General features: G+C 62.5%; 18 protein-coding genes. 10 read left to right on the forward strand and 8 right to left on the reverse strand.

What is annotated here, in order from left to right:
• Window positions 1-74 precede the first annotated feature (74 nt).
• Window positions 75-1,280, forward strand: a complete 1,206-nt coding sequence (locus DXK50_RS17365; RefSeq protein WP_212631195.1) for an NAD(P)/FAD-dependent oxidoreductase — start codon at window positions 75-77, stop codon at window positions 1,278-1,280.
• A 68-nt stretch (window positions 1,281-1,348) separates the two neighbouring features.
• Window positions 1,349-2,386 (forward strand): hypothetical protein, encoded by a 1,038-nt coding sequence (locus tag DXK50_RS17370; protein ID WP_349292102.1) that lies wholly within the window; start codon window positions 1,349-1,351, stop codon window positions 2,384-2,386.
• A 59-nt stretch (window positions 2,387-2,445) separates the two neighbouring features.
• Here the strand turns inward: DXK50_RS17370 and DXK50_RS17375 are convergent, their stop codons facing one another.
• Entirely contained in the window at window positions 2,446-3,276 is an 831-nt protein-coding gene (locus tag DXK50_RS17375; protein ID WP_212631196.1) for an SDR family oxidoreductase, read from the reverse strand.
• 99 nt (window positions 3,277-3,375) lie between these two features.
• Between DXK50_RS17375 and DXK50_RS17380 the strand changes: the two genes are divergently transcribed.
• Entirely contained in the window at window positions 3,376-4,296 is a 921-nt protein-coding gene (locus DXK50_RS17380) for a LysR family transcriptional regulator (protein ID WP_212631197.1), read from the forward strand.
• Here DXK50_RS17380 and DXK50_RS17385 read toward each other — a convergent pair.
• The 4 genes from DXK50_RS17385 to DXK50_RS17400 all read right to left on the reverse strand — a co-directional run bounded on the left by DXK50_RS17385 (window position 4,284) and on the right by DXK50_RS17400 (window position 7,991).
• Window positions 4,284-5,147 (reverse strand): helix-turn-helix transcriptional regulator, encoded by an 864-nt coding sequence (locus tag DXK50_RS17385; RefSeq protein WP_161867122.1) that lies wholly within the window; start codon window positions 5,145-5,147, stop codon window positions 4,284-4,286. The genes DXK50_RS17380 and DXK50_RS17385 overlap by 13 nt on opposite strands.
• A gap of 202 nt (window positions 5,148-5,349) precedes the next feature.
• Window positions 5,350-5,853 (reverse strand): hypothetical protein, encoded by a 504-nt coding sequence (locus tag DXK50_RS17390; RefSeq protein WP_212631198.1) that lies wholly within the window; start codon window positions 5,851-5,853, stop codon window positions 5,350-5,352.
• 166 nt (window positions 5,854-6,019) lie between these two features.
• Window positions 6,020-6,910 carry a chemotaxis protein CheV gene (locus tag DXK50_RS17395; RefSeq protein ID WP_161867120.1) on the reverse strand — a complete coding sequence of 297 codons (891 nt, stop codon included), beginning with the start codon at window positions 6,908-6,910 and terminating at the stop codon, window positions 6,020-6,022.
• Between the two features lie 58 nt (window positions 6,911-6,968).
• Window positions 6,969-7,991 (reverse strand): zinc-dependent alcohol dehydrogenase family protein, encoded by a 1,023-nt coding sequence (locus tag DXK50_RS17400; RefSeq protein WP_161867119.1) that lies wholly within the window; start codon window positions 7,989-7,991, stop codon window positions 6,969-6,971.
• A gap of 219 nt (window positions 7,992-8,210) precedes the next feature.
• On the opposite strand from DXK50_RS17400, the gene DXK50_RS17405 reads away from it, so the two are divergent.
• From DXK50_RS17405 to DXK50_RS17420, 4 genes are all read left to right on the forward strand, one after another.
• Window positions 8,211-9,125, forward strand: coding sequence for a LysR family transcriptional regulator (locus DXK50_RS17405; RefSeq protein WP_161867118.1), 915 nt, complete (start codon window positions 8,211-8,213; stop codon window positions 9,123-9,125).
• 177 nt (window positions 9,126-9,302) lie between these two features.
• Window positions 9,303-10,541, forward strand: coding sequence for a multidrug efflux RND transporter periplasmic adaptor subunit MexE (mexE, locus tag DXK50_RS17410; RefSeq protein WP_161867117.1), 1,239 nt, complete (start codon window positions 9,303-9,305; stop codon window positions 10,539-10,541).
• A gap of 27 nt (window positions 10,542-10,568) precedes the next feature.
• Complete coding sequence (locus tag DXK50_RS17415; protein WP_212631199.1) at window positions 10,569-13,748, forward strand: efflux RND transporter permease subunit; 3,180 nt, start codon at window positions 10,569-10,571, stop codon at window positions 13,746-13,748.
• The gene (locus DXK50_RS17420) at window positions 13,745-15,133 is read left to right on the forward strand and encodes an efflux transporter outer membrane subunit (protein ID WP_161867115.1); all 1,389 of its coding nucleotides are present in this window, start codon (window positions 13,745-13,747) and stop codon (window positions 15,131-15,133) included. Before DXK50_RS17415 ends, DXK50_RS17420 begins: the two co-directional genes overlap by 4 nt.
• Before the next feature lie 76 nt (window positions 15,134-15,209).
• Here the strand turns inward: DXK50_RS17420 and DXK50_RS17425 are convergent, their stop codons facing one another.
• Window positions 15,210-17,057 carry a sensor domain-containing diguanylate cyclase gene (locus DXK50_RS17425; protein WP_212631200.1) on the reverse strand — a complete coding sequence of 616 codons (1,848 nt, stop codon included), beginning with the start codon at window positions 17,055-17,057 and terminating at the stop codon, window positions 15,210-15,212.
• A gap of 119 nt (window positions 17,058-17,176) precedes the next feature.
• On the opposite strand from DXK50_RS17425, the gene DXK50_RS17430 reads away from it, so the two are divergent.
• Both DXK50_RS17430 and DXK50_RS17435 read left to right on the forward strand, forming a co-directional pair.
• Window positions 17,177-17,974 carry an aminoglycoside adenylyltransferase family protein gene (locus DXK50_RS17430; RefSeq protein WP_212631201.1) on the forward strand — a complete coding sequence of 266 codons (798 nt, stop codon included), beginning with the start codon at window positions 17,177-17,179 and terminating at the stop codon, window positions 17,972-17,974.
• The gene (locus DXK50_RS17435; protein WP_212631202.1) at window positions 17,971-18,324 is read left to right on the forward strand and encodes an MmcQ/YjbR family DNA-binding protein; all 354 of its coding nucleotides are present in this window, start codon (window positions 17,971-17,973) and stop codon (window positions 18,322-18,324) included. Before DXK50_RS17430 ends, DXK50_RS17435 begins: the two co-directional genes overlap by 4 nt.
• On the opposite strand, the gene DXK50_RS17440 is transcribed toward DXK50_RS17435, so the two are convergent.
• The gene (locus DXK50_RS17440; protein ID WP_212631203.1) at window positions 18,310-19,032 is read right to left on the reverse strand and encodes a DUF1294 domain-containing protein; all 723 of its coding nucleotides are present in this window, start codon (window positions 19,030-19,032) and stop codon (window positions 18,310-18,312) included. The genes DXK50_RS17435 and DXK50_RS17440 overlap by 15 nt on opposite strands.
• Window positions 19,029-19,859 (reverse strand): undecaprenyl-diphosphate phosphatase, encoded by an 831-nt coding sequence (locus DXK50_RS17445; RefSeq protein ID WP_161867110.1) that lies wholly within the window; start codon window positions 19,857-19,859, stop codon window positions 19,029-19,031. The genes DXK50_RS17440 and DXK50_RS17445 overlap by 4 nt, the downstream gene beginning before the upstream one ends.
• Window positions 19,860-20,106: 247 nt before the next feature.
• On the opposite strand from DXK50_RS17445, the gene DXK50_RS17450 reads away from it, so the two are divergent.
• Window positions 20,107-21,741 carry a methyl-accepting chemotaxis protein gene (locus DXK50_RS17450; RefSeq protein ID WP_212631204.1) on the forward strand — a complete coding sequence of 545 codons (1,635 nt, stop codon included), beginning with the start codon at window positions 20,107-20,109 and terminating at the stop codon, window positions 21,739-21,741.
• Window positions 21,742-21,744 lie beyond the last annotated feature (3 nt).

A 21,744-nucleotide genomic window follows, 5' to 3' on the forward strand; every position in this document is an offset into this window, starting at 1 on the left:
TTGATCCAAGCCAGCAGCACAATCCGCTCCGTAGTCAGCCAACAGCCCCCTCTCCCCACTACGGACACCACGACATGAAACAGCAAATCCTGATCATCGGCGCAGGCTTCGGCGGCATGTGGAGTGCGCTGAGCGCCATTCGCCTGCTGGACCAGCACAAGCGCCTCGACATCGCAGTAACCCTGCTCGCCCCACAAGCCGAACTGCGCGTACGTCCGCGCTTCTATGAAGCCGACCTGGCGGCCACCGTCGCTCCGCTCGGCCCGCTGTTCGATGCAGCCGGCGTACAGTTCGTGCAGGGCAGCGCCTCGCGCATCGATGCGCAGAACAGGCAGGTGTTCTACCGCAGCGCCTCCGGCGAGCAATCGAAGCTGGCTTATGACCGGCTGATTCTGGCCTCTGGCAGCCAGGTTGCCCGCCCGCCGCTGGCCGGAATCGACCGTTTTGCCTTCGACGTCGACAGCCTGGAATCAGCGCAAAAGCTCGAAGCGCATCTGCAAGGCCTGCGTCAGCGGCCAAGCAGTCAGGCGCGCAATACCGTGGTGGTGGTGGGCGGTGGTTTCACCGGCATCGAGACAGCCACCGAGATGCCGGCGCGCCTGCGTGCCATCCTCGGTGACGAGGCCGATATCCGCGTCATCGTCGTCGACATGGGCCAACAGGTCGGCAGCGCCATGGGCGGGCAGATCGCCACGGTGATCGCCGAGGCCAGCGATACGCTGGGGGTGACCTGGAAACTTGGCAGCCCGGTCTCGAGGGTCGATGAACAGGGCGTGCAGCTCGACAACGGCGAACGTATCGAGGCCAACACCGTGATCTGGGCCGTCGGCGTGAAAGCCTCGCCCCTGACGCAGCAGATCGACGGCGAGCGCGATGCCTTTGGTCGCCTGCATGTCGACCGCAACCTCAAGGTACTGGGCCAGGACGCCATCTTCGCCACGGGCGATACGGCCTACGCGGCAGTGGACGACCTGGGCAACCATGCGCTGATGACCTGTCAGCACGCCATTGCGCTCGGCCGCTCCTCCGGCAACAACGCAGCCGCCGATCTGCTGGGCGTGGAGCCGATTCCCTACAGCCAGCCCAAGTACGTCACCTGCCTCGATCTGGGCGCCTGGGGCGCGGTGTTCACCGAGGGTTGGGAGCGCAAGGTGGTGCTGACCGGCAAGGAAGGCAAAGAGCTGAAAACGCAGATCAACACCCAGTGGATCTACCCGCCAGAGGCCAATCGCGACATCGCCCTGGCTGCGGCCGACCCGCTGATTCCGGTAGTCGCCTGAACCTCACCATGCTGGCCCTGGGCGACCTCGCCTCAGGACCGGTTTACCGACACTATTCGGAGCCTCTCGTGACCCATTCCTACACGCCAAGCAACATGCCGGATGCCTGGCCATTGCCCAACGCCAGTCGCTGGCCACTGTGGCTAGCCCCCACGATTGCCGCCTTCTACCCCTACCTGCTCGATGGCTTTCATCTGCTGGTGACTCGCACTGGCACCATTGGCCTGGCGCCCGCGCTAGTGCTACTGATCATTTTCTTCGTTCCTGCACTCGGCCTGTTCTTCGCTTGCCAGGCAAGCGGACATGGCACGCTCGACACCCGCGCCCGGCGTCTTGGCCTGCTACTCGTGGCCGCACCTACGCTGTACTGCTTCGTCGGCGTGAACATGTACATGCTGGGCAGCCCTGTCAGCGATGGCTGGGTATGGACGCCCGCCTGGCTGGCGTTGGCTTTGCTGGCGGCGTTGAGTCCAGCCGCTGGGCCAGCCCGCCAGGCGGTAAACCGCAGTACCCCGGCGTTGCGTGTAGCCCATGGTGTGTCGGGCCTGCTGGTGACTGTCTTCGTGTTCTTTCACTTGTTCAATCACCTGTTCGGCCTGCTCGGCGCGGAGCTGCATGCCGAGGTCATGGACTGGGGGCGCACCCTATACCGCTCTGCACTGGTGGAGCCGCTGCTGGTCGTGGCTTTGCTGTTTCAGGTCGTCACCGGGCTGCGCCTGGTCTGGCAATGGAGCGCGACTCCCGGCGATCTCTATCGTCTGTTCCAGCTCGCGTCCGGCGTATTTCTCGCGGTGTTCTTCCTGGGTCACCTGAATGCGGTCTTTGTCTTTGCACGGCTGTGGGCGGGGATCGAAACGGACTGGGCATTTGCCACCGGCGCGCCAACCGGCCTGATCATGGACCCCTGGAGCATTCGCCTGCTACCGCACTACGCGCTTGGCGTGTTCTTCGTCCTTGCCCACCTGGGTTCTGGGCTGCGCATCGTGATGCTCGCTCACGGCGCCTCTGACAAGAGCGCCAACACGGCTTGGTGGGGCATCGCAGGCGTGTCGGCACTGGTGTCGCTGGCGATCATTCTGGGCATGACCGGGCTGCGACTGGCTTGAGCGGCGTACCCGCCCATCCGTTTGGCCGCCCGCGTCAGTTCGGGCGGCCATCGGGGATATCAGAGCTGCGGCATGAAGCTCGAGCGCATCAACGCCATGAAGTCTTCTTCCGAGGTTTGCCGACGTGCTCTCACCAGAGGCTCGATGTCTTCGGTAGCCACATAACGCAGCCGATCGCTGCCATCGCTGGCGGCCTGCAAAATGACCTCGGCGACCTGCTCGGATGTAGCGTTTCGCGTCGCCCGAATGGAAGCGAAGACCCGCTCGGCGCCGGCAACGAAAGCAGCGTAGTCCTCAGGCGTCTCGGTGAGGCTGGCCTCGGCGGCGACACGCTGCGAGAAACGGGTATCAAGCACCCCGCCCGGCTCGATCAGTTTGACCCGTATGTTCTGGCTGGCGAGTTCGAAAGCGAGGGATTCGGAGAACCCTTCCAAGGCGAACTTGCTGGCGTTGTACGCGCAGATCATCGGCAGGCCGAACACGCCGGCGCCGGAGCTGATATTGATCAGCGTGCCGCTCTGCCGCTGGCGAAAATGCGGCAGTACGGCCCTGGTCACCTCCATGACGCCGAAAACATTGACGTCGAACTGCTCGCGAATTTTCTCGCGCGACAGCGATTCGAACACGCCGTAGAGGCTGAACCCGGCATTGTTGACGAGCGTGTCGATCGCGCCGAAGCGTTCGATTGCTGCATCGATCGCCGTTTGAATGCTGGTTTGGTCCTGAACGTCGAGCCTGGTAACCAGCATGTCGTTCAGCGTGGCCAGCTCCCTGCCCGCGCTTACATCACGCATGGTCGCCACAACATTCCAGCCAGCCTCGGAGAAGCGCCGAGCGCTGCACAGTCCGAAACCACTGGATGCGCCAGTAATCAGTACCGTCTTTTTCATGTGTGCCTACTCCTACATGGATTCAGCAGCAGGGTAACGGCACATATGGCTGACGATAATCAGCCCCTTCTTGCATGTGTTGATGAGTGATACCGAACAATGAATCGCCCGGCCTTGCTCGAACTCAATGCCTTCGTCGCCGTAGCCCGGCACAGCAACTTCCGCCGCGCAGCCGTGGAGCTGCAGGTCTCGCCCTCTGCCATCAGCCACGCCGTTGCAGCCCTTGAGCGGCGCATGGGAGTCAAACTGCTGCACCGCACTACACGCAGCGTGGCCCTGTCCGAAGCGGGTGAGCAGTTTCTGGTACGTATCGGACCCGCGCTCGAGGAAATCTCGGCGGCGATGGAGCAAGCCAACGATTTTCGGCAAACCCCCATGGGCACCCTGCGCATCAATACGTCTGAAGGTGCCGCCCAGATAGTGCTGGCACCTCTGATACTCGCTTACACCCGACGCTATCCAGACATGCAGCTGGAGCTGGTTACCGACGATGCCCTGGTCGACATAGTCGCCCAGGGATGTGATGCAGGCATTCGCCTGCTTGAGAATGTGCCACAGGATATGGTCGCTGTGCCCTTGACCGCGCCATTGAAACTGGTGACCGTCGCCGCACCGAGCTACCTGAACCAACACGGCCGACCGGAAACACCGCAAGACCTGTTGAGACACAACTGCATTCGCCGGCGTTTCCCAAGCGGCGCGATACACAGATGGGAGTTTGCCAACGCCGAGCAACAGCCGAGCATAGATGTCACAGGGCAGTTGACGCTAGGCAGCCATCAGCTGATTCTGCAAGCCGCACTGACTGGCGCAGGCATCGCCATGCTCAGCGAATTCGCCGCATCTCGCTACCTGGCCAGCGGAGAATTGGTCCAGCTGCTCGAGTCGTGGACACCGACGCACTCCGCTCTGGCCTTGTTCTACCCGGCCAATCGTCATCCTTCGGCAGGTCTGAGGGCATTCGTCGAGCTGGCCAAGACGCTCGGCACCAACGCAAGCGGGTCCCCTCAGTCGCGGTAGATCTGCACCTGCAATCTCGCCGGTACGTCCTCACCCTCACTGCGCAACCACTCTCCTGGGGGCTGACCTACCTGCTGGGCGAAGGTGCGTGAGAACGACGCCTGCGAGGCGTAACCGACGGCGTCGGCGATTACCTTGATCGGCTTGCCCTCGCGCAGCAGGTCCTGTGCAACCTTGATGCGCCAGGCCGTGACATAGGCCATGGGGGTCATTCCCATGATTTCATGAAACAGCGCGGCGAACTGGGTACGCGACATCTTCGCCAGCTCGGCCAGACGCTCGACGCTCCAGGCCAGCTGTGGTTCCTGATGAATGCAGATCAGCGCCGGGCCCAGCTTGCTGTCCTGCAGGGCATAGAGCAGCCCCCTGGTGATGCGCCCTTCCTTCACCGCACGGCGGACCAACAGCACGAACACGTATTCGAACAGCAGATTGAGCGCCTTGCTGCGACCGGGCGCAGGTGTGCGGAACTCGTTGACCAGCGAGCCGATCACCGGCCCGAGCTGCTCCAGGGCACTCAGTGGAAACACCAGCGTTTCCTCCAGACCGAGTTCGAAAGGCTGTTGACCATAGCGCCCGAACTGGAAAGACGAGCAGATCAGATCCACGCCACCGGGCTCATGGGCACGCAGTTTGTAGCAGCAACAGCTGGGACAGAACAAAACGCTGGGCCGATCGATCGCGACGCGAGGCTTTTCGGAATGCACCATATCCAGTGCGCCGCGCTCGACCACGTGAATGAAGGCCATGCCAGGAGGCTTGTCCAGCACCAGCGTACCGTCTACCGGGCCTGCGAATAACAGGCGCCCTTGCAGGCTAGTGCGCTCGAAGAACTCGGAGAGAACATCCATATTTCGGGAACGACCAAATAAGATTCTTTGGGAAAGTCGATCCAGTTGCAGCCCACTAAGGGTGAACTGTCGTCGATTGATAGAGACAGTTCAGGGGATAAAAATTCCCAAAGACTTTCAGGAAAATGAAAATTCTCCGCTATCCATATCCCAGGTCCATTTCACCGAGTTCGTCGAGCCGGGCTGGCGAGACTGAAGACAATCAAATCAGTCCATAAGAGCGGGTGTCACCTCCCCCTTGCGCCTGCATCTCAGCTCGCTCCTGCAGACGCTGAGCGATCTCTTCTTCCACTGCCTTCTGCTGCTCCGGCGTCATGGCTTCGATCTCCTCTTCGGTCAGCCCCATCTCCTTGAGAATACCGTCGCGCAGCTTTTCCGCCGGAGTCATCTCCATGTAGGCCTTGAATGCCTCCAGTGCAGCGTCACCGCCATCCTCACCCAGGCGCTTTTCCAGGCGCCCTGAAGTGACGCTGGTTTCTACTTTTCCTTCGGATGCGTTCTGCAAGGCGACACGCAGGCGGGCGAACCCCTCCTCCGTGGCCTGCCTGGCGCGAAGTTCCCGCTCTGACTCGGCGTTTGCGGTGCGCGTGGTTTTCTCGACGTTACGCGCCATCAGGGCCAGTTCGCCCTGCTCCTCGCTTTGTTTGTTACGAAACCCGGTTAGCGATATGCCGCTGTAGCCGCCAATACCTCCAATGGTGCTCATGCTGTGCTCCTTGACTAGGTTGCAAATTGCCAGGCGCACCGATTCAAGGCGCGTGCCAGTTCGCAGCACGTACCTAACTCACTGTAAATATTGGATTAACTGATATTTCCGAAGGGAAAGAGAGGCAAGCCCTTGCCGCTGAGCGGCAAGGTGCGGCATTGCCAGGTCAGGCTTGTCCGCTCATTTGCCGGAAGGCATCGAGCAGTGCCTGGCTGAGATCAACCGAGGAGAACTTGGTCAGCACTGCGTTGGCCCCAACCGAACGGGCCCTCTCGGTATTCATGGTGCTGTCCAGCGAGGTGTGTAGCAGCACATAGGTCTCGGCAATGTCAGGGCTGCGACGGATTTCCTGAACCAGGCTGTAGCCGTCGAGCTCAGGCATCTCGATATCCGAGACCAGCAACTCGAAAGGCATGCCGGCCTGATGGTATTCGTGCAGCTGCTGCAAGGCTGCCTGGCCGCTGCGCACCGCCGTGCAATCGAAGCCCAGCTGGCGCAGCACGTTGAGGGTCTGTTGCAGCGCCACTTGCGAATCATCGACCAGCAGCACGCGGCGCCCCTGCAGCAGGCTGGCGTCCTGCCCCTGGAGCAGACCAACGGGCGCCTCTTCCAGTGCAGGCGCGATATCGTGCAGAACCTTCTCGATATCGAGAATCTGCACGATGGCACCGTCGATCTGGGTCACGCCGGTGATAAAGGCTCGATTACCAGAGCCGGCAGGTGGCGGGCGCACGTCTCGGGTGGAGCACTGCACGATGCGTTCGACGTTCTTCACGTGCAGGCCCTGACGCGAGCGGCTCAACTCCGTGACGATCAGGCAGCCGTCGTCTTCATCAGCCGCGCCGCGTTCACCGATGGCGCGCGCCAGGTCAATCACCGTCATCGCAGCGCCACGCAAGGTGGCAATGCCGCGGACGTTGGGATGCCGATTGGGCAGCTTGGTCAACGCCGGGCAGGGAATGATCTCATTGACCTTGAGCAGGTTGATCCCCAACAGACGACCGCTATGCAGACGAAACAACAGCAGCGATAGCGCGTCGCCGGTAACCAGACTCATGTACCTTTCCTTAGAACGAACGTAGACCTAAGTTATAGCGACCACACGGCCACGGACTTTAATCCGTGGCCAGCTTCAGGGCCACCCGGCCGCGATTGGGACAGGTTTCCATGTAGCGATGGGCCGCGACGAAGTCCTCGAAATCGAACACCTTGTCGATAACAGGCGTCAACAGGCGGTCCGCGGTCATCTGGTTGATATGCGTGAGCGCACGCTGCACCGCCTCGTTGTTCGGCTCAATGCCCAGCTCCGGACACCCGGTGAAGTCCAGCACGCAGTGACGGAAGAACTGCAGGTGCTTCTTGAACGCGGCACAAGCTGGAAAAGCCGTGTCGTTGCCGCCGTTGATCCCATAAAGGACCAGCTTGCCACGCGGCGCGGCGATATCGCCCAACAACTTCATCTGCGGGCCGGCACACTGGTCGAGGATGATCTCGACGCCCTTGCCTTCGGTGTAGCGCTCCACCTCCAGAACCAGGTCCTGTTCCTCGGTCACGATCACCTTGTCGGCACCCAGGCCGCGCAGGAACTCGCGATCATCGGCTGAACCGGTGGATACGATGACCTTGGCACCCAGCGCCTTGGCCAGCTGCACGGTCTGCGGCGCCATGCAGTGGCTGGCCTCGGTGATCAGCACATGCTGGCCGGGCTTGAGATGGGCAAGATCGTTAAGCGCCAGGTAGCCGAACAGCAGGCTGGAGTAATGCACGCTGGCCTCGACCGGGCTGAGCACCTCGGGATAGCGGGTCAGGGCGTGGCTGGGCATCAGCACCAGATCACCCCAGGTCGGGTAGCGGTTCGGCGTGCCCGCCGGGAAACCGGCAACGGCAGCGCCAACTTCCAGCTCACTCACGCCGTCACCCAGCGCCGCCACGGTGCCGGCCAGTTCGAAACCGGTACCGGCAGGTAGCTTGGCCTGTTCTGACGCAAGGTTCTGCCGCCAGAGCACGTCTTTCCAGCCCAGGCCGACAGCCTGAACGCGCACCAGTACCTCACCAGGGCCGGGCACGGGCGTCGGAACCTCTTCGTACTGGAGCACATCGGCATCGCCGAACTTATGAAAACGGATCATGCGGGACATCGCTTACCTCGAGCTTGATCGCGGATTAACACTTCAATGACTGTGGACTCTATCCGCTGTGCGGCGGCGACACTATCAGACTCTATCGATAGTCTTCATGCCTGTCAGTGATTCAGCGTCTTTCAATCCGCTACACACTGCCCGTACTATTGCCCAGGCAAAGGCTCTCATTTGCAGCGCGGTGCTGACAAGGCCCGTTTCCCCTCGGATGGTACCCGGATGAATCGCAACGACCTGCGTCGCCTCGATCTGAACCTGCTGATCGTCTTCGAGACGCTGATGCACGAACGCAGCGTGACCCGGGCTGCAGAAAAGCTGTTTCTCGGCCAGCCAGCCATCAGCGCGGCACTTGCCCGTCTGCGCACCCTTTTCGACGACCCCTTGTTCGTGCGCACCGGCCGCAGCATGGAGCCGACACCGCGCGCGCAGGAGATCTTCGCCCTGCTTTCGCCAGCGTTGGACTCGATCTCCACCGCCGTCAGTCGCGCCGCCGACTTCGACCCGGCCACCAGTAAGGCCGTGTTCCGTATTGGCCTTTCCGATGACGTCGAGTTCGCCCTGCTTCCTGCCCTGCTGCGTCGTCTGCGTGCCGAAGCGCCCGGCGTGGTGCTGGTGATCCGTCGCACCAACTATCTGATGATGCCTGGGCTGCTGGCCTCCGGGGAAATCTCCGTGGGCGTGGCCTACACGGAGGAACTGCCAGCGAACGCGAAACGCAAGGTGTTGCGCCGCAGCAAGGCCAAACTGCTGCGCGCCGATACCGTCCCCGGTGCGCTGAGCCTGGAAGATTACTGTGCGCGTCCTCATGCGCTGGTGTCCTATGCAGGCGACCTGACAGGCTTTATTGATGAGGAACTGGAGAAGGTCGGCTGCAAACGTCAGGTGGTACTGGCGGTGCCGCAGTTCAACGGCCTGGCCAGCCTGCTGGCGGAAACCGATATCGTCGCCAGCGTGCCGGACTACACGGCTGCAGCCCTGACCGCAGCCGGAGGCCTGCGCGCCGAGGAACTGCCACTGGAAACGCCCTCTTTCGAACTGCACATGGCCTGGCGCGGCGCCCAGGACAACGACCCCGCCGAGCGCTGGCTGCGCTCGCGCATCCAGATGTTCTGCGGCGACCCGGATAGTCTCTAAAGGCTTGCACCATTGACGTGCCGCCAGGAACTGACGCGCACCTTTATGACTCAAAGTTGATATAACTGCGTCATTCATCATTCCCGCTGATATTCAATTTCATGGCGTTCGATTCGTAGCCTTCCAAGACTCGCAGCAGACTCCGCCCATCCACAAATCCGACTGGCGGAGTCACCCATGGAACAACATCACAAGAAAATCTGGATATTCCCGCTGGCTCTCGCCGGTGTCCTTGCCCTCAGCGGTTGTGATCAGGCGGCGCAGCCCCAGGCACAAATGCCTGCGCCCAAGGTCAGCGTGGCCGAAGTCATCGAGCAACCCGTCAACGAGTGGGATGAGTTCACCGGTCGCCTCGAAGCGCCGCAATCCGTCGAAATTCGCCCGCGCGTTTCCGGCTATATCGACAAGGTCGCCTTCGATGAAGGCACGCTGGTGAAGAAAGGCGATCTGCTGTTTCAGATCGATCCGCGGCCATTCCAGGCCGAAGTCAAACGTCTCGAAGCCCAGCTGCAGCAGGCCCGCGCCAACCAGGCTCGCGCCGCCAACGAGGCACGCCGCGGCGAGCGCCTGCGTCAGAGCAACGCCATCTCAGCCGAGCTAGCCGATGCCCGCGCCAGTGCGGCGACCGAGGCCCAGGCGCAGGTCGCCGCGATCCAGGCGGAACTGGACAACGCCCGCCTGAACCTCGGTTTCACCCGTATCACCTCGCCCATCGACGGTCGCGTCAGCCGCGCCGAGATCACCGAAGGCAACCTGGTGGGTGCCGGTGAGAGTCTGCTGACCTCGGTGGTTTCCACCGACAAGGTCTACGCCTACTTCGATGCCGACGAGCGCGCCTTCCTCAAGTACGTCGAGCTGGCGCGCCAGTCCGGTGCCGATGCCCGTGGCGCCAGCCCGGTGTACCTCGGTCTTTCCGATGAAGCCGGCCACCCCCATCTGGGCCAGCTGGACTTCCTCGACAATCAGGTCAACCCGCGTACCGGCACCATTCGTGGCCGCGCCGTGTTCGACAACCAGGACGGTCGTTTCACCCCCGGCCTGTACGCGCGCCTGAAACTGGTGGGCAGCAAGCCCTACGCGGCCACCCTGATCAAGGACGAAGCGGTCGGCACCGACCTGGGCAAGAAGTACGTGCTGGTGCTCGGCGCAGACAACGCCGTGGCCTACCGCGCCATCGAACTGGGGCCGAAGCTCGAAGGCCTGCGCATCGTCCGTAGCGGCCTGAGCAAGGGCGAAAAAATCGTCGTCAACGGCCTGCAACGCGCCATGCCGGGTGCCACCGTCGACCCGCAGCCAGTGACCATGGCCGATGACAGCACCCTCGAGCAACTGGCCCGCATGCGCCAGGCCGTCGATGGCAGCCAGGCCCCGCGTATCGCCGCCGAAAAGATCGACGCGCGCGCGCCGCGCGGCTGATTCAGACCGCGCCCAGAGGAAAGACCCATGAATTTCTCGCAATTCTTCATCCAGCGGCCGATCTTCGCCGCGGTGCTGTCGCTGCTGATCCTGATTGGCGGCGGTATCTCCCTGTTTCAGCTGCCCATCAGCGAATACCCCGAGGTGGTACCGCCGACCGTGGTGGTGCGCGCCAACTTCCCAGGCGCCAACCCCAAGGTGATCGGTGAAACCGTCGCCTCGCCGCTGGAACAGGCCATCGTCGGCGTCGAAGGCATGCTCTACATGTCGTCGCAATCGACCGCCGACGGCAAGCTGACCCTGACCGTGACCTTCGCCCTCGGCACTGACCTGGACAACGCCCAGGTGCAGGTGCAGAACCGCGTCACTCGTACCATGCCGACCCTGCCCACCGAAGTGCAGCGTCTCGGCGTGACCGTGGACAAGGCCTCTCCGGACCTGACCATGGTAGTGCACCTGACCTCGCCGGATCAGCGCTACGACATGCTCTACCTGTCCAACTACGCCGCGCTCAACGTCAAGGACGAGCTGGCGCGCCTGGATGGCGTGGGCGATGTGCAGCTGTTCGGCATGGGCAACTACTCGCTGCGCGTCTGGCTCGACCCGAACAAGGTCGCCTCGCGTGGGCTGACGGCCACCGATGTGGTCAGCGCCATCCGTGAGCAGAACCGCCAGGTCGCTGCCGGCGCCCTAGGCGCACCGCCCGCCGATGCCGGCAACAGCTTCCAGCTGTCGATCAACACCCAGGGGCGCCTGGTCACCGAGGAAGAGTTCGAGAACATCATCATCCGCGTTGGCGACAATGGCGAGATCACCCGCCTGCGCGATATCGCCCGCGTCGAGCTGGGCTCGAACCAGTACGCCCTGCGCTCGCTGCTGAACAACCAGCCGGCCGTGGCCATGCCGGTGTTCCAGCGCCCCGGTTCCAACGCCATCGCACTTTCAGACTCGGTGCGCGAGCGCATGGCCGAGCTCAAGCAGAGCTTCCCGCAGGGCATGGACTACGAAGTGGTCTATGACCCGACCATCTTTGTCCGTGGCTCCATCGAGGCAGTGGTGCATACCCTGCTCGAAGCCGTGGTGCTGGTGGTACTGGTGGTCGTGCTGTTCCTGCAAACATGGCGCGCCTCGATCATCCCGCTGGCCGCCGTACCGGTATCGCTGATCGGCACCTTCGCGGTCATGCATATGTTCGGCTTCTCGCTCAACGCCCTGTCGCTGTTCGGCCTGGTGCTGGCCATCGGCATCGTGGTGGACGACGCCATCGTCGTGGTGGAGAACGTCGAGCGCAACATCGCCCTGGGTAAAACACCGGTAGAAGCCACCCGCCAGGCCATGAAGGAAGTGACCGGCCCCATCGTCGCCACCGCCCTGGTGCTGTGCGCGGTGTTCGTACCGACGGCCTTCATCTCCGGTCTCTCGGGCCAGTTCTATCAGCAGTTCGCCCTGACCATTGCCATTTCCACGGTGATCTCGGCAATCAACTCGCTGACTTTGTCGCCGGCCCTCGCGGCCATCCTGCTCAAGGACCATCACGCGCCGAAGGATGGCTTCTCGCGTGTGCTCGACAAGCTGCTCGGTGGCTGGCTGTTCGGCCCGTTCAACCGCCTCTTCGACCGAGCCAGCAATGGCTACGTCGGTACCGTGCGCCGCGTTCTGCGTGGCAGCAGCATCGCCATGCTGATCTACGGTGGCCTGCTGGTGCTCGGCTACCTGGGCTTTTCCAGCACCCCGACCGGCTTCGTGCCGCAGCAGGACAAGCAGTATCTGGTGGCCTTCGCCCAATTGCCTGACGCCGCGACACTCGATCGTACCGAAGCGGTGATCAAGCGCATGAGCGAAATCGCGGGCAAGCACCAGGGCGTGGAGAACACCGTGGCCTTCCCGGGCCTGTCGATCAACGGCTTCACCAACAGCCCGAACAGCGGCATCGTTTTCGTCGCACTCAAGGACTTCGACCAGCGCAAGGACGAAAGCCTGTCTGCAGGGGCGATTGCTGCCGAGCTCAATGGCCAGTTCGGTGAGATTCAGGAAGCCTACCTCGCCATCTTCCCGCCACCCCCGGTACAGGGCCTGGGCACCATCGGTGGCTTCCGCCTGCAGATTCAGGACCGCGGCAACCTGGGCTATGAAGAGCTGTATACGCAGACTCAGAATATCCTCAACAAGGCCCGCCAGTTGCCTGAGCTGAACCCGATGTCGGTATTCACCAGCTACCAGGTCAACGTGCCGCAGGTCGATGCCGCCATCGACCGCGAAAAGGCCAAGACCCATGGTGTGGCCATCAGCGATATCTTCGACACCCTGCAGGTGTACCTGGGCTCGCTGTATGCCAACGACTTCAACCGCTTCGGCCGCACCTATCAGGTCAACGTCCAGGCCGACCAGCAATTCCGTCTGGAGCCGGAGCAGATCGGCCAGCTCAAGGTACGCAACAACCGTGGCGAGATGGTGCCGCTGTCGACCTTCGTCAAGGTCGATGACAGCGCCGGCCCGGACCGGGTGATGCACTACAACGGCTTCCTCACCGCCGAGATCAACGGTGCCGCCGCGCCGGGTTACAGCTCTGGCCAGGCCGAAGCAGCCATCGCCAAACTGCTGAACGAGGAACTGCCGATCGGCATGACCTTCGAGTGGACCGATCTGACCTACCAGCAGATCCTCGCCGGCAATACCGCGATCTTCATCTTCCCGCTCTGCGTGCTGCTGGCCTTCCTGGTACTGGCCGCCCAATACGAGAGCTGGAGCCTGCCAATGGCGGTGATCCTGATCGTGCCGATCGTGCTCTTCACCGCCATCACCGGGGTGATCATCGCCGGGCTGGACAACAACATCTTCACCCAGATCGGCCTGATCGTGCTGGTGGGCCTGGCGTGCAAGAACGCCATCCTGATCGTCGAGTTCGCCAAGGAGAAACAGGTAGAGGGTCTCGATCGTGTCGCGGCGGTCCTGGAAGCCTGCCGCCTGCGTCTGCGCCCGATCCTGATGACCTCGATCGCCTTCATCATGGCCGTGGTGCCGCTGGTGCTGTCTAGCGGCGCAGGCGCCGAAATGCGCCATGCCATGGGTGTGGCGGTGTTCTCCGGGATGATCGGCGTGACCTTCTTCGGTCTGCTGCTGACTCCGGTGTTCTATGTCCTGATCCGTGGCTTCGTCGAAAAACGCGAAGCGCGCAAAGTCGCCCGTCTGCAGGAGTCGCATGCATGAAAGCCTTTGCCCCCGCTCTGCTGACCCTGGCGCTGTCGGCCTGCGCCGTCGGCCCGGACTATCGAGCGCCCGTGACCGATCCTGCACGCATTGCCGCGCTGGAGGCGGCCGATTACGACCGCAGCCGTTTCGAAGCCGCCTGGTGGCAGCAGTTCGACGACCCGACGCTGAACCAGCTGGTGCAGCGTTCGCTGCAGGACAACCGCGAGCTGCGCGTGGCGTTCAACCGCCTGCGTGCGGCACGGGCGATCCGCGATGATGTGGCAAACGACCGCCTGCCCACCGTCACCAGCCGCGCCAGTGGCGAGTTCGGCAAGGCGCAGCAGCCGCCGACCACGGACGAGCGCATCCGTCAGGAACGCTACGACCTGGGCCTGGACATGGCCTGGGAGCTGGACCTGTTCGGTCGCATCCAGCGCCAACTGGAAGCCAGCGAGGCTCGCATCGAAGTGGCCGAGGCCGACTACTACCAGTTGCAGGTAAGCCTGATCGCCGAACTGGTCGACGCCTACGGCACCCTGCGGGGCGCGCAACTGCGCGAAAGCATCGCCCGCGAGAACCTGAAGAACCAGCAGGACTCGCGCGCCATCACCGAGCAACTGCGTGACGCCGGCGTCGGCACCGAACTCGACGTGCTGCGCGCCGATGCCCGGCTGGCCGCCACCGAAGCCAGCCTGCCACAGCTGCAGGCGCAGCAGGTACGTGCGCAGAACCGCATCGCCACCCTGCTCGGCCAGCGCCCGGAACAGCTGCAGATCGATCTGTCGCCCAAACCCCTGCCGGTGATCGCCAAGGCACTGCCGATTGGCAACCCGGGCGAACTGCTGCGCCGTCGCCCGGATATCCAGGCGGCCGAACGGCAGTTGGCAGCGGCAACCGCCGAGGTCGGCGTGGCGACGGCGGATCTGTTCCCGCGGGTCAGCCTCTCCGGCTTTCTCGGCTTTACCGCCGGGCGCGGCTCGCAGCTGGGCTCGTCAGCCGCACGCGCCTGGGGCGTAGCGCCGAGCATCAGCTGGGCTGCGTTTGATCTGGGCAGTGTACGAGCACGTCTGCGCGGCGCCGAAGCCGAGGCCGACGGCGCGCTGGCACAGTACGAACAGCAGGTGCTGCTGGCGCTCGAAGAATCGGAAAACGCCTTCAGCGACTACGCCAAACGCCAGCAGCGCCTGGTTTCCCTGGTGCGGCAGGCCGAAGCCAGCCGTGCAGCAGCGGATCAGGCGGCGATTCGCTATCGCGAAGGCACGGTGGACTTTCTCGTGCTGTTGGACGCCGAACGTGAGCGTCTGGCCGCCGAAGATGCCCAAGCGTCCGCGGAGACCGAGCTGTACAGCGGCATCGTCGCGATCTACAAGGCACTGGGTGGCGGCTGGCAGCCGCAGGCCTGAACAGACTCTCCCGGTCGGTAGCCCTGCCGACCCTCCTCAGCCCCGGAGCCGATGCTTCGGGGCTTTTTTATTTCTGTCAGCCGCATTCCACCCGATTACGGCCCTGTGCCTTGGCCCGATACAACGCCGCATCGGCACGCTGCAGGAGGATTTGCGCCGAGCTGTCGCCATCGTTCTGCATCGAGGCGATACCGACGCTGATACTGACGTGACCCAGTGGCGAGCGTTCATGTGGCAAGGCCAGGGCTTCGACGGCCCTCACCAGTTTCTCTGCCATGCTCTGCGCCCCGACGAGCCCGGTCGACGGCGCGAGAAATACGAACTCCTCACCGCCGTAGCGAGCCACCAGGTCAGTGGAACGACTGATGGTGGCGGCCAGGGTTTGTGCGACCTGCTGTAGACAGCTATCGCCGGCCGGATGGCCGTAATGATCGTTGTAGGCCTTGAACCAGTCGACATCCAGCACGGCCAGGGCCAACGGCTCGCTGACACGCTGGGCGCGTTTGCATTCCTTGGCCAGCACATCGTCGAAGTGCCGACGGTTGGCGATACCGGTAAGGGCGTCGGTCAGGCTGAGCATTTCCAGGCGGCTGTTGAGCACCTGCAATTCCTGGGTTCGCTCAGCGACACGCTGTTCCAGCTCTCGCTCGGATTGCTGCAGGGTTTTCACCAGCTGCTCGCGGGTTTGCAACAATCTGGCTTGGGCTTGCAGTTTTTCCTGACGCATCACGTTGATGCGGTCGGCCAGGGCGAAGGCCAGCAGCAGCATTTCCAGTGACGAACCGATCTGCAGACCGTCCTCCGTGAAGGCGTTGGTAGGCAGGATGCCCAGGGCGCGCAGCGTGGTAGTGGCGCCGCCGAGAATCAGCAGGCCGAAGGCGGCGAGAAAGAAGTAGGCGCTACGCTGACGCTTGAGGGCGCAGCCCAGCCCTACAGCCATCATCACCAAGGCCGTCAGCAGCTTGACCAGGACGGCGGCACGTGAGACCTGCGGCAAGGCAACGGCGTAGATCAGCGGGGAAATCAGGTACAGGGCCACCAGGGCCAGTAAACCGCGGTCGACCCGCGGCAACAGACGTGCGGTCTGCAACATGCTGCGCATGAACAGCAACAATCCGCTCAGCGCTAGCGAGGCGCCCGAGTAATACGCCACATTGGAATTGAGCGGCAGACCGAACAACGTCCAGTCCGGCGCCATGCCGTTCTTGATCGTCAGGGCGCACACGGCGCACAGCACGAAGGTCACGTAGAGCAGATAGATGCGTTCACGCAGGGCGATGAACAGCATCAGGTTGAACAGGATCATGGCAATGGCGATGCCCATGTAGCCGGCACGCGCCATGTAGTCTTCGCGCTCATAGGCCTTGAAGCCTTCGACCGTCCACAGCTGTAACGGTACCAGCAGACCGATGCTCGACTCGACCCGCAGGTAGACCGACTGCTGCGAACGTGCCGGCAGGTGCAAGGGGAAGACGAAGTTGCGGTTGTCGTAGGCCTTGCCGCTCTGCGGCCGGTCTGCCCCGGTGAGCCAGGCACGATAGCCACCCTGCCCGTCCGGCACATAGGCATCGACCAGGGAAATACGTGGGTTGTCCACCACCAGCAGGCGCGTCAGCGGCTGGTCGCTGGAGTTGCCAACATCAAGCCGGAACCAGTAGGCCGAACGGGTAAAGCCCAACGCAAAGGATGAACTTTCGACCGATTCATAACGAAAGCGATCACGCATTTCGGCAGAACGGACATTGTCGAACGTCAGGGTGCGGCTGGTATCTTCCAGCACGCCAACGGAGGTGGTCAGTGGTTTGGGCGTTTGCTCGATCTGCGCCGCATCAAGGTAACGAACACTGGCCCACGCTTGCGAAGAAAGCAGCAGCATGCCGAGCACGAGCCAGGGCAACAACCGAAAACGACGAATGCGATTCATGAAAAGGTTCGACTGGGGACAGGCCGGCCCCAGCTCAGATGAGCACAAGGTGCCGGAGTCTACTCGACAAAACCGAATGCCGGCAAAATGTCACGAAACCACGTCAAGGCGCTGACAAGATGAACACCCAGATAACCGATACGCTCGCTTTGCTGCGACAGCATCTGGGCGACGAACTGCTGGCAGTGCATCTTTATGGTTCTGCCGTGGCTGGCGGTCTCAAACCTGGTAGCGACATCGATTTGCTCGTCACTGTACGCACGCCGTTGCGTGACGCTGTGCGCCATGCGCTGATGCACGGGCTCCTGGGTCTTTCGGCCTGGCCTGCGAACGAGCGGCTACGCCCGCTGGAAGTGACGATACTGAGTTGTGATGCCGTGCACCCCTGGCGCTATCCGGCGATGCGCGAGATGCAGTTCGGCGAATGGCTGCGTGAGGATTTGACCGCCGGCCGCATCGAGCCTGCAATAGCGGATCATGACCTGGCGATACTGCTGAGCAAGGCGCGGCAAGACAGTATCGCCCTGATAGGCCTTCCTGCTGACGAGTGGTTCGACCCGGTTCCCCAAGCCGACCTGATCCGCGCCTTGCACGACACCGTGGCGCAATGGCGAGAGGCATCGGGCTGGCTTGGCGACGAAACCAACGTAGTGCTGGCGCTTGCGCGTATCTGGCTGACGTTGAGCACGGGCATGATTGCGTCCAAGGACTTCGCCGCCAGTTGGCTGCTCGAACGTCTGCCAGAGATACATCGTCCCGTGCTGGTGACCGCCCGGAGCGTCTACCTGGGCCACTGCCGGGACGATTTGGGCCAGCGCACCCCGGCAGTGGCAGCATTCATCGATCATGCAAGAAAGCAGATCGAGCGCCTCGACAGGGCCGACTCCAAGCTCGACGCCACGCAGAGGAACTCATGACCCGCGATCAGATCACCGCCTTCTGCCTCGCCCTGCCCGGCGCTCGCGAAGACCTTAAATGGGGCGGCAACCGGGTGTTCTCGGTGGCGGGCAACAAGATGTTCGCCATTCTCGATTTTCTTGGCGAAGACCTGGCCTTCAAGGTCGATGACGACCTGTTTCTCGGCTATGTCGACCGCCCGGGCATTCGTCCCGCGCCCTATCTGGCCCGAGCGCGCTGGATCAGCATGAGTGCCCGGCAGTTGCCGCTGGGCGAGCAGGAGCTGCGCCAGCTACTGACTCGCTCGCATCAACTGGTGGTACGCAAGCTGCCCAAGCGCTTGCGGCCGGGCCTGCTACTGGACGAATAACGGGATAAGGCGGGCGATGTAGGCGCCATCGAGCAACAACAGATCAATCCAGAGCACCTGGTGAGCGACAACGATCAGCCAGAAAACTGTCTGGTAGGTTGCCTTGCGGGTCTTGTGGCGGAAGGTCTGCTGGGCAATCAGTGCACCCGGCCAACCACCGGCCAGCTCCACCAGATGCAAGGTGTTTTCCGCCGTGCGGCGGCTACCATTCTGGGCGCTGCGCTTGTCCAGCCAGTACTGTACAAAGCTCAGCAGACTGGCCAGCAGATAAAGCGGCAGTACCCACCAGAAGCCCTTGTCGAACAGTTGCAGTGCGCCCAGCAGCGGCAAGAGGCACAAGGAAACAAGCACCACAGCCTTGCCGGAAAAGTTCTGGATGGAGCCCTTCCCTTCTGCTTTGCGCACGGACCTGACAGGCGCCTTTGACGATGCCGGAACGGCCTTGCCGGCACTTTTCGGTTTGCGCCGTATCGCCTGTCGGTCGAGGCTCAGCTCGCCTGCCAGACGCAGATGCTCCGCGCATGGGCGACCACGCGGGTCACGTCCCTCGATGAACAGCACCTCGTCACCAGACAGCGGGCGACGATCACCACGCACCACCGAAATATGTGCGAAAACCTCGGGGCCACCGTCCAGCGGCTGGATGAAACCGAAGCCCTTGGCATCATCCCAGCTTTTCAGGCGTCCCCTGCGCTCGTTGCCGGTCAAGGCTGCGCCGTGCTCCAGTCGATCAGGTGCAGTTGCCAGGTGGCGAGAATCACCAGACCGAAAGCGATGCGGTACCAGGCGAACACCGCGTAACTGTGGCTGGTGATGAACTTGAGCAGTGCCCGTACGGTGATCATCGCGACGATGAAAGTGCTGACGAAACCGATGGCGAAGATCGGCAAGTCGCTCAACTGCAGAATGTCGCGGTATTTGAACAACGAATAGACCGTGGCCGCGACCATGGTCGGCATGGCCAGGAAGAAGGAGAACTCGGTCGCTGCCTTGCGCGACAGACCGAATACCAGGCCACCGATAATGGTGGCGCCCGAGCGTGACGTACCCGGTATCAGCGCCAAACACTGGGCGAAGCCGACCTTCAGGGCCAGTTTCCAATTCATGTCGTCGACCGTTTCGGCCTTGATAGCGTGATCGCGCTTCTCTGCCCAGAGCATGATGATGCCGCCGATGATCAGTGCCATGGCCACGGTGATCGGATTGAACAGCCAGTGTTCGATCAGATCGGCGAAGGCCAGACCGAAGATCACCGCCGGAATGAATGCCAGAAACAGATTGAAGCTGAAGCGTTGGGCCTTCGGGTCGTTGGGTAAGCCGACCACCACTCCCAGCACCTTCGCCCGGAACTCCCATATGACCGCCAGAATGGCGCCGAGCTGGATGATGATCTTGAACGCGGTTGCTGTCTGGCCATTGAAGCCAAGCAGATCCCCCACCACGATCAGGTGCCCGGTGCTGGAAATGGGCAAGAACTCGGTCAGGCCTTCCACTATGCCCAGAATGAGGGCCTGAAAGGCCGCCCAGATATCCATCAAATCCCCCAAAGCGCGGCGACTCACCTACGCGTAAACCAATTGAAATGCGGGTCCCGCCGTGGGACACAAAGCCGCCGCAGAGGTTCCTCGGCGGCGGCTCTGGCTCGGTGCTTGTTCAGCTTCTGCGCCAGCGGCCGAAATGTATCAGACAACTGGCGTGAAAATCGCCCTGATATGACAGTATTGTCTTGCGCAACCTTGGGTTAGCCTGACGCCGATAATTACAACAATACGGAGTTCATCCATGAACAGCTTACGCAGCCTTCCCATCAGCCGCCGCCTGTGGCTGATCCTGGCACTGGCCATCCTGACCCTGGTCCTGCAGGGCGCCTACATGCTGCGCCAGATCCACACCGACCTGTACTTCGGCAAATCGGAAAAGACCGAACATGTGGTACAGAGCGCTGCCGGCATCCTCAAGCACTTCCATGGTCTGGAAAGCACCGGCAGCCTGAGCCGCGAAGAAGCGCAGAAACAGGCCATGGAGGTGATTCGCGGCTTGCGCTACGACGGTCAGGAGTACTTCTGGATAAACGACCAGACGCCGGTCATGCTCATGCATCCGATGAATGCGAAACTCGAGGGACAGAACCTTTCGGGCTTCAAGGACCCGGACGGCAAGGCTCTGTTCAACGAGATGGTCGCCATCACCCGTAACCAGGGCGCCGGCCAGGTCGACTACCGCTGGCCGAAGCCAGGCGCCAGCGACCCTGTTCCGAAGATTTCCTACGTCGAGCTGTTCCAGCCCTGGGGCTGGATCATCGGATCCGGTGTGTATGTCGATGACGTGCAGGAGGAATTCAGAGCTCAGGCGCTGAAGGCCATGAGTATCGGCCTGCTGATCGCCCTCCTCCTTGCCGCCCTGGTGGTGCTGATCACCCGCAGCATCGTGCAGCCGCTCCAGGCAGCCGTGGGAGCCATGGCCAACATTGCCAATGGCGAAGGTGACCTGACCCGCAATCTCGACACTCACGGTCGCGACGAACTCACTGCGCTGTCCACCTATTTCAATGCCTTTACCGACAGGCTGCGCCACGTCATTCGGCAGATGCTCGACTCGGCGGGCTCGCTGGACCAGGCCGCACGCACCCTCGGCGATATTTCCAGCGAAGCGCAACGTCACAGCCAGCAACAAGCGCAGCAGATGGAACTGGTAGCCACCGCCGTCAATCAGGTGACCTACGGTGTGCAGGACGTGGCGAAGAACGCCGAGCACGCCTCCAGCGAAATGCATACGGCCGAGGACCAGGCCGGCCAGGGGCAGCAGAACATCGAAGCGAGCCTGCGCCAGATCGATCAGCTGTCGGGCACCATCGACAAGGCCGTCGAGGTGATCCAGTCGCTGGCCAGCGAGAGCACGCAGATCGGCAGCGTACTGGAAGTGATCCGCTCGATTGCCGAGCAGACCAACCTGCTTGCCCTCAACGCCGCCATCGAGGCAGCACGCGCGGGCGAACAGGGCCGCGGTTTCGCCGTGGTCGCGGATGAAGTGCGGCTTCTGGCGCAACGTACCCAGCAGTCCACTGCAGAGATCCAGGGCATGATCGAGCGCCTGCAAGGCAACTCCGAGGCGGCCGTCAAGGTGATCCACGAAAGCAGCCGCGCGTCCCAACTGACCGTGGAACAGGCCAGTCAGGCCGGTGAGAGCCTTGCCCAGATCGCCCAGTCGCTGCGCAACCTGACCGGGCTCAACGCTTCGATCGCCAGTGCCACTCTGGAGCAATCCCACGTGGTGGAAGACATCAACCAGAACGTCACGCAGACGGCCGCTCTGGCCCATAACACCGCCGAGGCCGCGGAGCAGTCGAGCGCGGCTAGCCAGCACCTGAAGCAACTGGCCGACCAGCTCAACCTTCTGCTCGGGCAGTTCCGTGTATGAGGC

It is taken from the genome of Pseudomonas sp. KB-10, from assembly GCF_018221585.1.
Classification (GTDB): domain Bacteria; phylum Pseudomonadota; class Gammaproteobacteria; order Pseudomonadales; family Pseudomonadaceae; genus Aquipseudomonas; species Aquipseudomonas yangonensis.

Coding starts and splice junctions, on each gene's coding strand:
- DXK50_RS17365 (WP_212631195.1), top strand. CDS start 75: ATGAAACAGCAAATCCTGATCATCGGCGCAGGCTTCGGCGGCATGTGG.
- DXK50_RS17375 (WP_212631196.1), bottom strand. CDS start 3,276: ATGAAAAAGACGGTACTGATTACTGGCGCATCCAGTGGTTTCGGACTG.
- DXK50_RS17380 (WP_212631197.1), top strand. CDS start 3,376: ATGAATCGCCCGGCCTTGCTCGAACTCAATGCCTTCGTCGCCGTAGCC.
- DXK50_RS17385 (WP_161867122.1), bottom strand. CDS start 5,147: ATGGATGTTCTCTCCGAGTTCTTCGAGCGCACTAGCCTGCAAGGGCGC.
- DXK50_RS17390 (WP_212631198.1), bottom strand. CDS start 5,853: ATGAGCACCATTGGAGGTATTGGCGGCTACAGCGGCATATCGCTAACC.
- DXK50_RS17395 (WP_161867120.1), bottom strand. CDS start 6,910: ATGAGTCTGGTTACCGGCGACGCGCTATCGCTGCTGTTGTTTCGTCTG.
- DXK50_RS17400 (WP_161867119.1), bottom strand. CDS start 7,991: ATGTCCCGCATGATCCGTTTTCATAAGTTCGGCGATGCCGATGTGCTC.
- DXK50_RS17405 (WP_161867118.1), top strand. CDS start 8,211: ATGAATCGCAACGACCTGCGTCGCCTCGATCTGAACCTGCTGATCGTC.
- mexE (WP_161867117.1), top strand. CDS start 9,303: ATGGAACAACATCACAAGAAAATCTGGATATTCCCGCTGGCTCTCGCC.
- DXK50_RS17415 (WP_212631199.1), top strand. CDS start 10,569: ATGAATTTCTCGCAATTCTTCATCCAGCGGCCGATCTTCGCCGCGGTG.
- DXK50_RS17420 (WP_161867115.1), top strand. CDS start 13,745: ATGAAAGCCTTTGCCCCCGCTCTGCTGACCCTGGCGCTGTCGGCCTGC.
- DXK50_RS17425 (WP_212631200.1), bottom strand. CDS start 17,057: ATGAATCGCATTCGTCGTTTTCGGTTGTTGCCCTGGCTCGTGCTCGGC.
- DXK50_RS17430 (WP_212631201.1), top strand. CDS start 17,177: ATGAACACCCAGATAACCGATACGCTCGCTTTGCTGCGACAGCATCTG.
- DXK50_RS17435 (WP_212631202.1), top strand. CDS start 17,971: ATGACCCGCGATCAGATCACCGCCTTCTGCCTCGCCCTGCCCGGCGCT.
- DXK50_RS17445 (WP_161867110.1), bottom strand. CDS start 19,859: ATGGATATCTGGGCGGCCTTTCAGGCCCTCATTCTGGGCATAGTGGAA.
- DXK50_RS17450 (WP_212631204.1), top strand. CDS start 20,107: ATGAACAGCTTACGCAGCCTTCCCATCAGCCGCCGCCTGTGGCTGATC.